The organism is Pseudoflavonifractor phocaeensis (genome assembly GCF_021531375.1).
Classification (GTDB): domain Bacteria; phylum Bacillota; class Clostridia; order Oscillospirales; family Oscillospiraceae; genus Lawsonibacter; species Lawsonibacter phocaeensis_B.
Genome location: NZ_JADYTU010000006.1, coordinates 50,855 through 65,157, shown reverse-complemented (window position 1 = coordinate 65,157; position 14,303 = coordinate 50,855). Strand labels below are relative to the sequence as shown.

Sequence of the window (14,303 nt, the reverse complement as noted above, 5' to 3'; positions counted from 1 at the left end):
ACCACCGACTGAAAAGAACGCCTGTCCCGCTTCGGGACAGGCGTTTTTTTGGATCGTTTTGATATGGATAGGAGAAGCCCTCACCGCTTCCGGCCGGAGGCGCCGGGGATGTTCATTTTCTCCCGGTACTTGGCCACCGTGCGGCGGGAGATGGGACAGCCCTGCCGCTCCATCTCCTCGCTCAGCTTCTGGTCAGACAGGGGGCGGCTCTTGTCCTCCTGGTCCAGCAGTTGCTTCAGCAGCGCCCGGGCCGCGGTCCCTCCCACCGCCGCCCCGGACTGGTCCGCCGTGGCGCTGCGGGAGAAGAAGTAGCTCATAGGGTACACCCCCCGGGCGCACTGGAGATATTTTTCCCGGATGCTCCGGCTGACAGTGGATTCATGGACGCCCAGCTCCTGGGCCACGTCGGCCATCCGCAGGGGGACCAGCGCCTGGGGCCCCAGCCGGAAGAAGTCCTGCTGGCGCTCGGTGATGGCCTGGGCGCAGCGCAGCAGGGTGCGCTCCCGCTGTCCGATGGCCCACAGCACCCCCTCGGCCTGGCGGAGCTTTCCGGTCAGATACTCCCGCACCTCCTGCTCCCCCGACTGGGACAGCAGGTCCCGGTAATAGGCGCTGATCCGGAAGGGCGGGCGCTCCCCGCCCCGGGTCCTGGCCACGAACCGGCCCTCCTCCTCCGCAACAAACACGTCGGGCTGGATGTAGGCCACCTGCTCCGGCTGCTCAAAGACGGCGCCGGGGCGGGGCTCCAGCTCCCGGATGATCCCCTCCGCCTCCCGGACCTGCTCCACCGTGATCCCCAGAGCGGAGGCAATGGCCCGATAGTGGCGCTTGGCCAGAGCCTCCAGATGGTCCCGGACGATGGCCAGGGCGGGGCCCTCCGCTCCGATCCGCAGCAGCTGCAGTTCCAGACACTGGGACAGGTCGGCGGCCCCTACCCCGGCGGGCTCCAGACTGTGAAGAAGGGCCAGGGCCCGCTTCATTCGGCTCAGAGGGATGCCGGTCTGGCCGGACAGCTCCTCCAGGGAAAAGCGCAGGTAGCCGCCCCCATCCAGACAGGCAGCCAGGTAACGGACGGCGCGGTCCAGCTCCTCTTCCACCCCCAGCCGGTCCAGCTGGCGGGAAATAAACCGGACCAGAGTCTCCTCCAGCCCGCCTGTCCCACTGACCCGAACCAGGGGGTCCAGCTCCTCCTCATCTATGTGCTGGTAGTAGTGGTTCTGGCGGTCGTTGTCCTCCAGCCAGCGCAGGCGGCGCAGCAAGTCCTCCTCCCGAGGCGACTCCTGGGCAGGGGCGAAGTGCTCCTCCAGCTCCACCACCGGATTCTCCTGGGACAGCTCCCGGAGATAGGACTCCAGCTCCTGGGCGCTCATCTGGAGCAGCTCCACGCCCTGCAGCTGCTGCTGGCTGAGGCGCTGTACCTGGCTTTGTATCAGTTCCATCGGGATCCCTCCCTGTCATATTAAGCCGATTATAGCAAATCAGACCGCTCTCTTCAAGCCATCCCTCCGCCTCAATTTTTGAAGGGCTTCAAAATGCCGCCGCGTCTGCTCTGCCGCGCTGCGCCTCAAGCAGAAGGTTTTTTAACAGGGAAAGGGCCGCGCCAAAAGGTGCGGCCCTGAGACTGCGGAGAAATCTTGCCGGCCGAAGGGTTCGGAGGGAAGGATAGTTTGAAAGGGAACCGTCAGGGTTCCCTTTCTTTTTAATCCGTACAAATTTGAAAACATTTTGGTATGCTTTCAAATTTGATTTGTCTGTCGAAAAGACTTTTTCGACAGACAAAGGGCCGCGCCTTTTGGCGCGGCCCTTTGTTTCGTCACATGATTCAGCGGCAGAAGTCAGATTTCCGGAACAGAGAACGCAGCAGCACGATCCAGCCCCAGGAGATGGACAGAGTGGGCAGGCTGGCCAGAGCGATGGCCTTGACCGGCGGAATGTCCGTAAAGCAGATGGGACCGAAGAACATGACGAACAGCACCACCATCATGACCAGCAGGGTGATCCGCTCGCGGTTGGTGTTGGGGGGCGTCAAAAAAATCTTCTTCAGGTCGATCTCCACGCGTTCTATCTGTTTCTTCATATTACTTCAGCGCTCCTGTCACAGATTCCGCCACCCGGAGCAGCTCTCCGGAGTGGATAAAGTCCTTCAGGTACTCAATGTGGGGGTAGAGGAGCATATCCTGCTCCATAACGGGGACATGGGCTCCGATCTCGGCCAGCACGGCAGCGGTGGCAGAGCTGCGGGCCACGTCGGGGTCCACAAACTGCTGGACCTGGAAGGCGGACAGCAGCTCCATGGCCAGTACGTACTCCAGCTTTTCCGCCATGGGGCCGGCCTTCTTGCAGGCGTAGTAGCCCATGGCCACATAGTCCTCCTGGTTGCCGCAGGTGGGGGTGTTGTCGATGGTGGAGGGGGTGGCCAGACCGCGCATCTCGTTGATCAGACCGGCCTGGGCGTACTGGGGGATCATCAGACCGGAGTTCAGACCGGGCTCCTTGATGCAGAACCAGGGGTAGCCGGACAGGGAGCCGTCCACGATGCGGTTGTTCCGCCGCTCGGACATCTTAGCCAGAGACACGGCGGCGATGCAGGCGCTGTCCATCTCCATACCCACATAGGCGGAGTCCGCGTTGCAGGCGGAGATCACGTCCTCGTTGCCCTCCTCAGGCCAGAGGATGGGGTTGTCGCAGCAGGAGTTGATCTCGATCTCGATGGTCTTGCGGGCGTCGGCCAGGGTCTTCTTGGCCGCGCCGTGGAGCTGGGGAATGCAGCGCAGGGACAGAGCGTCCTGCACCCGGCTGCCCTCGTACTTCTTCATGATGCCGGAATCGCTGAGGATGCGGCGGACGTTCTCAGCGGTGTCCGCCTGGTCCTGATGGGGACGCACGGACATGACCCGCTCGTCAAAGGCGTTCATCACGCCCTTCAGAGCCTCCAGAGACATGGCGCCGATGACGTCGGCGGACTTGGCCGCCTGCTGCATATCATACAGAGCCAGGGCGGCCATGGCGGTGGCGGAGGTGGTGCCGGACACCAGGGCCAGGCCCTCCTTGGAGCTGAGGACCATGGGCTCCAGACCGGCCTTGGCCAGAGCCTGGTCTCCGGGGATCAGCTCGCCCTGCCAGTAGGCCTTGCCCTTGCCCAGCAGGACCAGAGCCATGTGGGCCTCGGGGGACAGATAGCCCACGCTGCCGTCACCGGGAGCCCAGGGGGTCAGACCCAGGTTCAGGAAGTCGCGGTAGCGCTCCAGCACGGACAGCCGGACGCCGCTGTAGCCCTGGCCCAGATTCTGAAGCACCATGAGCATGATGCCCCGGACCCGCTCCACGCTCAGAGGCTCGCCCACGGAGACGGAGTGGGACAGCAGGATATTTTCCTGGAGCTGGGCGGTGTCCTCTTTCCCGATGGCCTTGGTGCACAGGGCGCCGAAGCCGGTGGTGACGCCGTACATCACTCTCTCCTCGGCGACCCAGCCCTCCACCAGGGTGCGGGAGCGGTTCACCCGCTCACAGTAGGCGGGGGAAAACTCCACCTTGGCCCCGAAACGGGCCACCGCCACAAAGTCCTCCAGGGTGATGGGATCACCCAATACGATTTTCTTGATCTCGTTCATGATTCAACCTGACCTCCAGCATTGTTGCGAAACGCGGGATGGTTCCCGCTTACTCCTCGATCTGGTCCACGCTGTCCACGATGTCCTTCTTGGTCTCGGGATCGAAGAAGAACACCTTAAAGGCAGCCGCAACCTGAAGAATGAAGACGATCAGCACCACGAAGCCGCCGCAGGCAGCCAGGTACTTCACGCCGTCCACGCCCTGAGCGCCGCCGCCGAAGGCGACCATGATGCAGGCGATCAGACCGATGGACACGCCCCAGACGATCTTCTGCCACACGGCGGGCTCTTCGTCATGACGGGCGCCCTTGGTGCACAGAGCCGCGATGGTGGTGGACATGGTGTCGGCGGTGGTGGAGAAGGCGGCGATCAGAGCCAGGATAATGACCGGGATGATGATCATGCCCAGGGGGATCTGCTTCAGGAACTCCCAGATACCGGCCACGGCGCCTCCCTCGTTGATGGCGGCAATGATGTCGGCCTTGCCGGCGATCTGCCAGTGGAGAGCGGTGCCGCCCCAGATGGCGAACCACACAAAGCCAAAGGAAGCGGGCAGGATCCAGTTGACGATGAGGAACTGACGGATGGTGCGGCCATAGGCAATGATGGCGAAGAAGATGCCCATCAGGGGAGCGTAGGCGATCCAGATGGCCCAGTCATACATGGTCCACCAGGTGACCAGAGCGGAGCCGCCCACGGTGTAGGGGTCAAAGCCCCAGGTCCAGAAGCGGTCCAGCCAGTAGCCCAGACCCACATTGGCCATGTTCAGGATATAGACGGTGGGGCCAATGATGAACAGCAGGATCAGCAGGACATAGAAGATCTTGGAAGTCAGACCGGCCAGCCACTTGATGCCCTTGTCGATGCCGGTGACGGAAGCCACGGTGAAGGTGATGGTGATGATGGCGGTCAGAGCGAACCAGACGATGGGGCCCTGGGCCACGCCGTAGGCGGCATGGAGGCCGGTGCCGATCAGAGCCAGGCCGGCGCCCAGAGAGGCGGCCAGACCCAGAGCGATAGCCAGGACGGACAGCACGTCCACCAGAACCACCCAGATACCCTTGGTCACCTTGTCACCGAACAGGGGGGTGAGGGAGGCGGCCACGGACAGGTCCTTCTTGCGGTTGAAGTACATATAGGCGATGAGCACGCCGGACAGGGCGTACATGGCGTAGGGGATAAAGGTCCAGTTGTAGAAGCAGCGGCCCATGGAGAACCAGGCTGCCTCGTCGCTGAGGGGCTGAATGCCCAGGGCGTCCAGCTCGCCGTAGATGTTGCCGAAGTAGATCAGCACCTCGTTGACGCCGTAGGTGATCAGGCCGGTGGCGATGCCGCCGGTAAGGGTCATGGCAAACCAGGAGCCGAAGGAATACTTGGCCTTGGCCTCAGGGCCGCCGAAGCGGATCTTGCCCACCTTGGTAAAGGTCAGCAGGACGGCCAGCAGCAGGGTGACCATGGCCACGATCTGATACAGCCAGCCAAAGGTGCTCAGGGACCAGCCGAAGATGCTGCTGGTGACGCTGGTCAGCCACTCGTTGTTGATGATGCCCAGCAGGGCAGCGCCGCCGATGACCAGGAAACAGGGGACAAATACGTTCCAGCGGATCGGCTTTTTGTTTGCTTCAGGTTTCATGTTTTTCTCCGTATGACGGTGAGTTTGCCGTCATACCCTCCTTTCTTTGTCGCTGCCTATATTTATAAGCAAGGGACGGGCCAACTCTTTTCAAAATGTGGGTCCCCCTCAAATTTTGTTTCTTTTTTACAGTTTTAACCTGCTCGTTTTATGCAGTCAGACAGTTTTTGACAGGCGGGTTTCCGCATTTTTCGCGCTGCTGTCCCCCTTAGAGTGCAATTATATTTTGCGCTACGCAAATATTTTTTGCATTATCCTTGACTTTTTCCTCCTGATTTTTTACACTGGTACCATGCACACTGCGGATCAGGAGGCATTCCATGGATTTTTATGACGTATTGTTTACGCTGGACCTGGACGGCCGCTTTCAGACGGTGGCCTGGGGCAGTGAAGAGTCGAAAAAACTCTACCACCTGCTCTTCGAAAGCTGGGTGGCCCGGCGGCGGCGGGCCGCCTCCGTGTTTCCTATTCACGCCGGGCAGGAGTCCGGCTCCTTCCGCTGGGATGAGGATACCTTTTATTACCGCTTCCTGCCCGGGCCGGGGGAGAGCACCTATCTCCTTCTCTCCCGAGAGGACCACCGGGCCTACCTCTTTGCCAGGGCCTTGGACCAGGTCGCCGAGGGCGTGCAGATCTATGACAAGAACGCCTGTGCTGTCTACTTCAACAAGGTCAGCCGCAAGATCTCCCACATTCCCAGCGGCGTCGATCCCCAGGGCCGCCACCTGCTGGACCTGTACAACCTGGACGAGAGCGTCAGCACCACCATGACCGCCCTGCGGACCCAGTCCCCCGTCATCAACCGGGTGGACCATTTCAAGGCCAGCGACGACACCTCCATCGCCACCGCCAATACCTCCTACCCTATCCTGCGGGAAGGGGAGCTGCTGGGGGCCGTGGTCTTTGAGCAGACGGAGGAGATCGTACAGCGGAACATCAAGCGAATGGAGGAGACCCAGCGGGCGCTGAAGTCCTTCGCCTCCCGGGGGAGCCAGATCACCTTCTCCGGCTATACCTTTGAAAATGTTATCGGCCACAGCCAAAGGCTCCGGGATGCGGTAGCCATCGCCCAAAAGGTAGCCCCCCAGAACAGCTCCGTCCTGCTGGTGGGCGAGACAGGTACCGGCAAGGAGATCTTTGCCCAGAGCATCCACCAGGCCAGCCCCCGCCGGGGCAAGAAATTTCTGGCCATCAACTGCGCCGCCATCCCGGAAACGCTGATCGAGAGCCTTCTCTTCGGCACCCAGAAGGGCAGCTTTACCGGCAGCGAGGACAAGGCGGGCTACTTCGAGGAGGCCAGCGGAGGCACCCTGTTCCTGGATGAGCTGAACTCCATGAGTCTGGCGATGCAGTCCAAGATCCTCCGGGTCATCCAGGAAAACACCTTCCGCCGGGTGGGCGGGAACAAGGACCTGAAGCTGGATGTGCGGATCATCTCCTCCTGCAACGAGGACCCCTTCCGCGCCATTGCCGACAACCAGTTCCGCCGGGACCTGTTTTACCGGCTGTCCACGGTGATGCTGGAGCTGCCCCCCCTGCGGGAGCACCTGGAGGACCTGGAGGAACTGGTCCGGTACCACCTGAACGCCACCTCCTACCAGTATGTCCACGGCATTACCGAGGTAGACCCCCAGGTCTACGCCATCCTGCGCAGCTACCACTGGCCGGGCAATGTGCGGGAGCTGTTCCATGTTCTGGACTATGCCCAGAACGTGGCCGACTCCAGCACCATGCGGCCGGAGCACCTGCCCTCCTATCTGCTGAAGAGCCGGACCGCGCCGGCCGCATCCGCCGACACCGCGCCGGCCATCGACTTCTCCTCCGCCACCCTGCAGAGCCTGCTGGACGACTACGAGCACCAGATCATCGTCCAGGCCCTGGACCACTGCGGCGGAAACATCTCCCGCACCGCCCAGACCCTGGGCATCCTGCGGCAGAGCTTACAGTACCGGATCAGAAAATACGGGATCGTCCTGTGAGGACGAACAATCAGGCCGCTGAACCGTTGGTTTCGGCGGCCTGTCCTCTTTTTCGCGGAAAGGGGCGTGAGCTGCCGTGACTCGCCCACGCGGGAATCGGGCGGCCCGTGGCCGGAAGCGGCTTCGTCCCGTCCGGTCCAACCGGCTGCCGCCGGGTATTGTTTTGTGGTTGGGAAAATCCATCATGATTTTACCGCTGGCCCATTGACAGCCGGAGTCCGGGCGTAGTAAAATCTACCTGTATACAGGTTGTGAAATACGATGTGTTTTCACATGACATAATAAGGAGGGATACCATGCCCATTCTGTTGCCGGAAGATATGGAGCGCCCCCTGCCCAAGATGTACCGGGTGCGCCAGCAGTTTGACGACCGCCGTCTGGAGGACGTGGCGGGAACCACCCGCGCCGAACTGGAAAAGCCGGAGATCCGCCGGCTGGTCAAGCCCGGCGCCCGGGTAGCGGTGGCCGTGGGCAGCCGGGGCATCCGCAACCTTTACACCATCGTGGAGACCGTGGTCCGCGCTCTGGAGGAGATGGGAGCCCAGCCGTTCATCGTCTCCGCCATGGGCAGCCACGGCGGCGGCACCGAGGAGGGCCAGCGGGAAGTCCTGGCCGGCTACGGCGTGACCGAGGAGGCTCTGGGCGTCCCCGTGGTCACCACGGTGGACACCGTCCATCTGGGGAACTGCGCCAACGGCCGCCCCATCTGGTTTGACCGGGCCGCCTTTGAGGCCGACCTGGTGGTTCCCATCAACCGGGTCAAGCTCCACACCGACTTTGTGGGCCCGCTCCAGAGCGGCATCTGCAAGATGCTGGTCATCGGCCTGGGCAATCAAAAGGGCTGTACCGCCGTCCACGAGGAAAATGTGGCCGATTTCGCCGAGATCATTGAGGAGACCGCTTCCATTATCCTGGAAAAGGCCCCCATCGGCTTCGGCGTGGCCATTTTGGAGAACGCCTATGACCAGACCTTCGGCGTAGAGGCCATTCCCGCGGATTGTCTGATCTCCCGGGAAAAGGAGCTGGTCCAGATCGCCAAGGGCAACATGCCCTACATTATGCTCCCCGAGGCCGACGTTATCGTCTGCAAGGAGATCGGCAAGGACATCTCCGGCGCCGGCTTTGACCCCAACATTCTGGGGCGCAGCTCCGTGCTGAAGACCTTCGTCCTGCCCATCCCCAAGTACCAGCGCCTGATCCTGCTGGACGTCACCAAGGCCAGCCACGGCAACGGTATCGGCGTGGGACTGTTCGACGTGATCACCAAGCAGGTGGCTGAGCAGCTGGACCTGGAGTCCATGTACGCCAACGCCATCGCCGGCAATTTCCTGTGCGACGTGGTCATCCCCTGCACCGTGGAGGATGAGGCCACCGCCATCCGGGTGGCGCTGAAGTGCTGCCGGGGCATTGACCGGGACAATCCCAAGATCATCCGCATTCAGAACACCCTGCATCTGGAGTATATCGAGGTCTCCGAAGCGCTCCTGGCTGACGTGGAGGCCAACCCCAGGCTGAGCCTGGTGGACTGAGGGGAACGAGCCTCCGTACGCGCTGCAGCAGCCCAGACACAGAGCCGGCGCCTCCTGGCGCGGCGCCGGCTCGTCAGGTCCCGATGGATGGAGAGTCCCCGTCTGTCGGGGAATTTCCCTCAAAATGCTTTAGTGCGCTAGTTTGAAGGAGAATAGTGAAAGAACGCCTTTGGCGCGGCTCCCGGGACGGAGCGTTTTTCTGAGCGGAGCCTGTATACAGCTTGTATTCCGCAGTCCCGCTCATAGGAATTGGGTTTCCGTACCATATCAAATATTGTGACCGATTTTAAAAAGGAGGAACAAGCAGTGATTTTAAACGATGAACAAAAGGCCATGCTGGATGGCAAGTACGGTGAGGGCGCTGCCTACGCCATGAAGATCCAGGTCGGCATCGGCGAGTGCTTTGACGCGCCCCGCATGGTCCCCATCAAGCGGGCCCACGTTGCCCTGAGCAACCAGGCCGGCGACCTGTGGTTTGCGGAAAAGCTGGTCAAGGCCGGCGCCAAGTGCCGCGTGGCTCCCACCGTCAACCCCGGCTTCTGCCTGGGCCATTTCACCGGCGAGTGCGCCCACCCCGTGGACGGTCCTTCCGCCGAGCACATGCAGCGCACCGACAATGCCTACCGGACCCTGGGCGCGGTGCTGTCCTACAACTGCACGCCCTATATCGCCACCAACGTCCCCAATTTCGGCGAGGTCTGCGCCTTCTCCGAGTCCAGCGCCACCCCCTATGTCAACGCCGTCTGGGGCGCACGCTCCAACCGTGAGAGCGCCAACAGCGCCCTGTGCGCCGCCATCACCGGCTGCGTCCCCGAGTACGGCCTGCTGCTGGACGAGAACCGCAAGGGCGACATCCTGGTCCACGTGGAAGCCAACATGAAGAGCGACTACGAGTACCACCTGCTGGGCATGATGGGCGATAAGATCGGCGAGGGCATCCCCGTCTTTACCGGCCTGCCCAAGGTCATCACCCCCGAGGCCCTGCGCAATCTGGGCGCTCAGCTGAACACCTCCGGCGCTTACGGCATGTACCACATCGTGGGCTTTACGCCCGAGGCACCCACCAAGGAGGTCGCTCTGGGCGGCAAGGCCCCCAAGCGGGAGGTGGTCATCACCGACAAGGACCTGAAGGAGTTTGAGGAGAAGTTCAGCGACGAGGCCCACGACGGCAAGGTGGACTTCGCCATGTTCGGCTGCCCCCACTTCACCCTGGAGGAGGCCATGTACATCGCCAAGCACATCGAGGGCAAACAGCTGGCCATCCCCATGTACATCCTGGTATCCAGCCACGCCCGTCAGATGGCCGACCGCATGGGCATCACCGATATCCTCACCGCCGCCGGCGCCGAGATCATCCCCGACACCTGCCCCGACCAGCCCTGCTGGCACTATCTGAAGGGCAAGGTGGGCATCACCGAGTCCCCCAAGTGCGCCTACTATCCCCGCCGCCGCGGCATCAACTTTATGATTCGCGACCTGGACACCTGCATCGAGGCCGCTCTGACTGGAGAGGTGAAGTAACATGGCTAAGAGATTTTCCTGTCACAAGATTTCCGAGGGCAAGGCCACTGCCGACGCCATCATTTCCAAGGACCGCATCATGTTCTATCAGGTCCGTCCCGAGGACGGCATGATGGAGGAGAAGAACCACCACCTGGAGGGCCGCATCATCGCCAAAAAGGTGCTGCTCTTCCCCGGCGGAAAGGGCAGCTCTGTGGTCCAGCAGGACGGCCTGTACCACCTGGACCGCTTCCAGAACATGCCTGCCGCGCTGATCGTCCAGGACCCCGATCCCGTTCTGGTGGCCGGCGCCATCATCATGGAGATCCCCATGGTGGACAGACTTTCCCCCGAGTTTTATGAGACCGTCAAGGACGGCGACATCATCACAGTCAACGCCGACGAGGGGTACGTGGAGATCCAGGACTGAGGGCTGCTCCCGTTCCCGCTGCCGGCGGACGCCGGGAACTTTGATCCTTGCTCATTCTGATTGAGAGCTGTCACCGCACAGGTATTGTGCCATTGAGATGTAGATGACCGATGAGTTTGAATGGAGTGGAGTGCCGCCATGGTCAGAGCCAAACACGGCGACCGGATGACCCTGTCCGAACTGGCTTACAAGCAAATCAAAGAAGCAATCTGCGAGGGAAGGATCGCCTCCGGTGATATTTTGAGCGAGAATCAGCTGGCCCAGGATCTGGGCATGAGCCGAACCCCCGTCCGGGAGGCGCTGCGGGCGCTGGCCAGCGAGGATTGGCTTGAGATCAAGAACGGCGTCGGCGCCTATGTGAAGCCCCTGTCCTCCAAGGACATCCGCGATCTGTACGAGGTCCGCTGCCTGCTGGAGGTACAAGCGGCCAAAACAGCGGTCTGCCACATCACCGCCCAGGAGATCGACGGGCTGGAGGCCCGGTTCCGGCGCCTTTTGGAGCCTGCCCGAGATTCCGGCGCGGCGCCGGACCCCAAGGCCTTCTCCGAGTTGGACTGGGAGCTCCACGAGCTGATCGTGGAGCGATGTGAAAACAACTACATCAAGTCCATCATGCGCAACAACACCGAAAACATGAAGTGCTACCAGACCCTCTCCGTGGAGGCCCTGCACGACATCCGCGAGAGCACGCTGCAGCACCTGCACATTCTGGACCTGCTGCGGCGGCGGGAGGGCGAAGCCCTGGCCGCCGCCCTGCGGGAGCACCTGGAATGGGCTGCCGGTTTCCTGAATATCGCGCGGTAAAATCCAAAGGCCCCCGGTACAGAACCCTGTACCGGGGGCCTTTTTAAGCTTTGTGCCGTTCAATGCCGGCTCACAGAGTTTTCAGCACCTCTTCCACCCGCCGGCAGTGGTGGGGGAACCGGCTGCGGAGCTCCGCCGCCGCGTTGTCCATGATATAGGGGCGGCCCACCGCCTCCAGCATAGGCAGGTCATTGTAGTTGTCCCCGAAGGCCATGACCTCCTCCAACTCCACCCCCAGGGAGCGGCACAGCGCCCGGATGCCCAGGCCCTTGTCCGCCAGGGTGAAATCCAGCCAGCTGGGCCCGGCCATCGCCACCCGGAACCGGTCCCGCCACCGGGGGGCCATCAGAGGCTCCAACGATTGCGCCCCGTCCCGGCAGTAGGCGGACACCTTCACGATCTCCTCGGGCATGTCCTCCGGCTCGGCGAGAAGGGCCAGGTTGTTGCCCACGAAGTACCGGATGTGGTCCACGATGTCCGGCTCCTTGGGGCAAAGGTAGCTGGTGTTGGCGCCGGAGATCAGCACCTCGCACTGGGGCGTCTCCATGATCTCCCGGCACAGGACCAGAGCCGTTTCCCGGTCCATCACCGTCTTGCCCAGCATGGGTCCCGGATCGCCGGCCCCCATGAGGACCGCTCCGTTTTCGCACAGGTAGGCCAGCTCGTTGGCCACCGGCCCGAAGAGACGGCGCAGGCTCCCATACTGCCGGCCGCTGGCGGGGCAGAACAAAATTCCCTTGTCCCGCAGCCGGAGGATCTCTTCAAAAATCACGTTGTCGATGGCGGCCGCCCCGTTGTGGAGCAGCGTGCCGTCAATATCGCAGGCGATCAGTCGGATCATGTCAGGTATTTCCTCTTTCCCGGGCGCTCCCCGCCCTTTTGTCTCCCCATTGTACCAAAGACCCCCTCTTTTGTACAGCCTTCCAATGAAAGGGGGCACGTCGGGAGAAGGCTTGCGGCACCGTCCCTTCAAGGCTGCGGCCCCAAAAGAGGCGCGCCCTTGGAACCCAAGAGCGCGCCTTTGCTTGACGGGATCGGGATGACGGATTGGCCTCAGCCCTTCAGCGTCTCGGCCCAGGCGGAATACTTGGCCACCTTCTCGTCGCAGGCCTCCTTGCTCTCGGCGCTGGTCAGGATATAGACCTTGACCTTGGGCTCGGTGCCGGAGGGACGGACGATGAGGCTGGTGCCGTCCACCATCTCATAGCGCAGCACGTTGGAGCCGGACAGCTCCATGGTGCTCTTCTGGCCGCACTCCACGCAGACCACACTGCCGTCCTGGTAGTCCTTCTGCGCCTTGACGGCCACGCCGGCGATCTCCACAGGGGGCTTGGCCCGCAGGTCGGCCATCAGCTGGGCCATCTTCTTCAGACCGTCCAGACCGGGCATGACCAGATTCATGGTCTTCTCGCCGTAGTAGCCGTACTTTTCATACAGAGCCATGAGGGCGTCGTACAGGGTCATGCCCTGGTCGGCGTACCAGGCGGCCATCTCGGTGAGGATTAGAGCGGCGGTGACGGCGTCCTTGTCCCGGACGAAGGAGCCCAGCATGTAGCCGTAGGACTCCTCAAAGGCCAGGATCACGCTGCCCTCGCCGGAGGCCTCCAGCTGGTCCTTCTTCTGGGCCAGGAACTTGAAGCCGGTGAAGGTGTCGAAGCACTTCAGGCCGTTGACCTCAGCCACCTTGCGGGCCATCTCGGTGCTGACCAGGGACTTCAGGATGACGCCGTTTTCCGGCAGCTTGCCGGCGCGCTTCATGGCGCCGATGAGGTAGTCGGACATCAGAACGCCGGTCTGGTTGCCAGAGATGACCTTGAACTCGCCGTTGCCGGTGTTGACCATGATGCCCACGCGGTCAGCGTCGGGGTCAGAGCCCAGGATGAAGTCGGCGCCCTCCTTTTTGGCGATGTCCACCGCCAGATAGAAGCCCTCGGGATTTTCGGGGTTGGGGGAGACGACGGTGGGGAAGTTGCCGTCGATGACCATCTGCTCGGGGACGCAGATGACGTGCTTCATGCCCAGACGCTTCAGCGCCTCGGGGATCAGCTTGTAACCAGTGCCGTGGAAGGGGGTGAAGACCATCTTGAAACGGTCGGCCACCTTCTCTACAACGGCCTTGTCGTTGACCTGAGCCATGACGTTAGCCAGGAACTTCTCGTCGGTCTCCTCGCCCATGAGGACGATCTTGCCGGCGGCCAGGGCCTGGTCATAGTCCATGGTCTTGACACAGGCGAAGACGTCCAGCTCCTTCATCTTCTTGGCCACCTCGTCGGCGTGCTTGGGGGGCAACTGAGCGCCGTCCTCCCAGTACACCTTATAGCCGTTGTACTCCTTGGGGTTGTGGCTGGCGGTGACGTTGATGCCGGCGATGCAGCCGTACTCACGGACGGCAAAGGACAGCTCGGGGGTGGGGCGCAGGGACTCGAACAGGCGGACGGGGATACCGTTTCCGGCCAGAACGCAGGCGGCCTCCCGGGCAAAGAGGTCGGAGTTGTTGCGGCAGTCAAAGCAGACGGCCACGCCGCGCTGAACGGCCTCAGGGCCTTCCGCCAGGATGACTTCGGCAAAGGCCTGGGTGGCGTGGCGGATGACGTGGATGTTCATCCGGTACAGGCCGACGCCCATGGTGCCGCGCAGGCCGGCGGTACCGAAGGAGAGCTGGTCAAAAAAGCGGGATTCGATTTCTTTGTCGTCGTTTTTAATGGCTTCCAGCTCGGCCTTCTCTTCGGCGGACAGGGCGGGACTGGCGAGCCAGGCTTTATAAGTGTCAAGATAGGACATTGGAATCGACCTCCTAATGTGAATAAATTACAGGGC

Annotated in this window: 11 protein-coding genes; 5 read left to right on the top strand and 6 right to left on the bottom strand. The window is 62.1% G+C overall.

What is annotated here, in order from left to right; all coding sequences use genetic code 11:
* Positions 1-80: 80 nt before the first annotated feature.
* The 4 genes from rpoN to I6E39_RS04025 form a co-directional block, all read right to left on the bottom strand.
* On the bottom strand, positions 81-1,439 hold the full coding sequence (gene rpoN, locus I6E39_RS04040; RefSeq protein ID WP_235380262.1) for an RNA polymerase factor sigma-54: 1,359 nt from the start codon (positions 1,437-1,439) through the stop codon (positions 81-83).
* 383 nt (positions 1,440-1,822) lie between these two features.
* Positions 1,823-2,077, bottom strand: coding sequence for a hypothetical protein (locus I6E39_RS04035; protein ID WP_235380261.1), 255 nt, complete (start codon positions 2,075-2,077; stop codon positions 1,823-1,825).
* A 1-nt stretch (position 2,078) separates the two neighbouring features.
* Entirely contained in the window at positions 2,079-3,611 is a 1,533-nt protein-coding gene (locus tag I6E39_RS04030) for an HAL/PAL/TAL family ammonia-lyase (protein ID WP_235380259.1), read from the bottom strand.
* Positions 3,612-3,660: 49 nt separating this feature from the next.
* Positions 3,661-5,244 carry a BCCT family transporter gene (locus I6E39_RS04025; RefSeq protein ID WP_235380257.1) on the bottom strand — a complete coding sequence of 528 codons (1,584 nt, stop codon included), beginning with the start codon at positions 5,242-5,244 and terminating at the stop codon, positions 3,661-3,663.
* 320 nt (positions 5,245-5,564) lie between these two features.
* On the opposite strand from I6E39_RS04025, the gene I6E39_RS04020 reads away from it, so the two are divergent.
* The 5 genes from I6E39_RS04020 (at position 5,565) to I6E39_RS04000 (ending at position 11,486) form a co-directional block, all read left to right on the top strand.
* A complete protein-coding gene (locus tag I6E39_RS04020) occupies positions 5,565-7,223 on the top strand; it encodes a sigma-54 interaction domain-containing protein (RefSeq protein ID WP_235380255.1) in 1,659 nt (552 codons plus the stop codon).
* A gap of 296 nt (positions 7,224-7,519) precedes the next feature.
* Positions 7,520-8,752, top strand: a complete 1,233-nt coding sequence (locus I6E39_RS04015) for a nickel pincer cofactor-dependent isomerase, group 22 (RefSeq protein ID WP_235380253.1) — start codon at positions 7,520-7,522, stop codon at positions 8,750-8,752.
* A 306-nt stretch (positions 8,753-9,058) separates the two neighbouring features.
* Complete coding sequence (locus I6E39_RS04010) at positions 9,059-10,273, top strand: aconitase X (protein ID WP_235380251.1); 1,215 nt, start codon at positions 9,059-9,061, stop codon at positions 10,271-10,273.
* Position 10,274: 1 nt separating this feature from the next.
* Positions 10,275-10,682 (top strand): aconitase X swivel domain-containing protein, encoded by a 408-nt coding sequence (locus I6E39_RS04005; protein ID WP_235380249.1) that lies wholly within the window; start codon positions 10,275-10,277, stop codon positions 10,680-10,682.
* Between the two features lie 138 nt (positions 10,683-10,820).
* The gene (locus tag I6E39_RS04000; RefSeq protein ID WP_235380247.1) at positions 10,821-11,486 is read left to right on the top strand and encodes a GntR family transcriptional regulator; all 666 of its coding nucleotides are present in this window, start codon (positions 10,821-10,823) and stop codon (positions 11,484-11,486) included.
* Positions 11,487-11,556: 70 nt separating this feature from the next.
* Here I6E39_RS04000 and I6E39_RS03995 read toward each other — a convergent pair whose 3' ends face one another.
* Together I6E39_RS03995 and I6E39_RS03990 are read right to left on the bottom strand one after the other, a co-directional pair.
* A complete protein-coding gene (locus I6E39_RS03995; RefSeq protein WP_235380246.1) occupies positions 11,557-12,327 on the bottom strand; it encodes an HAD family hydrolase in 771 nt (256 codons plus the stop codon).
* A gap of 212 nt (positions 12,328-12,539) precedes the next feature.
* A complete protein-coding gene (locus I6E39_RS03990; RefSeq protein ID WP_235380244.1) occupies positions 12,540-14,267 on the bottom strand; it encodes a phospho-sugar mutase in 1,728 nt (575 codons plus the stop codon).
* Between the last annotated feature and the right edge of the window lie 36 nt (positions 14,268-14,303).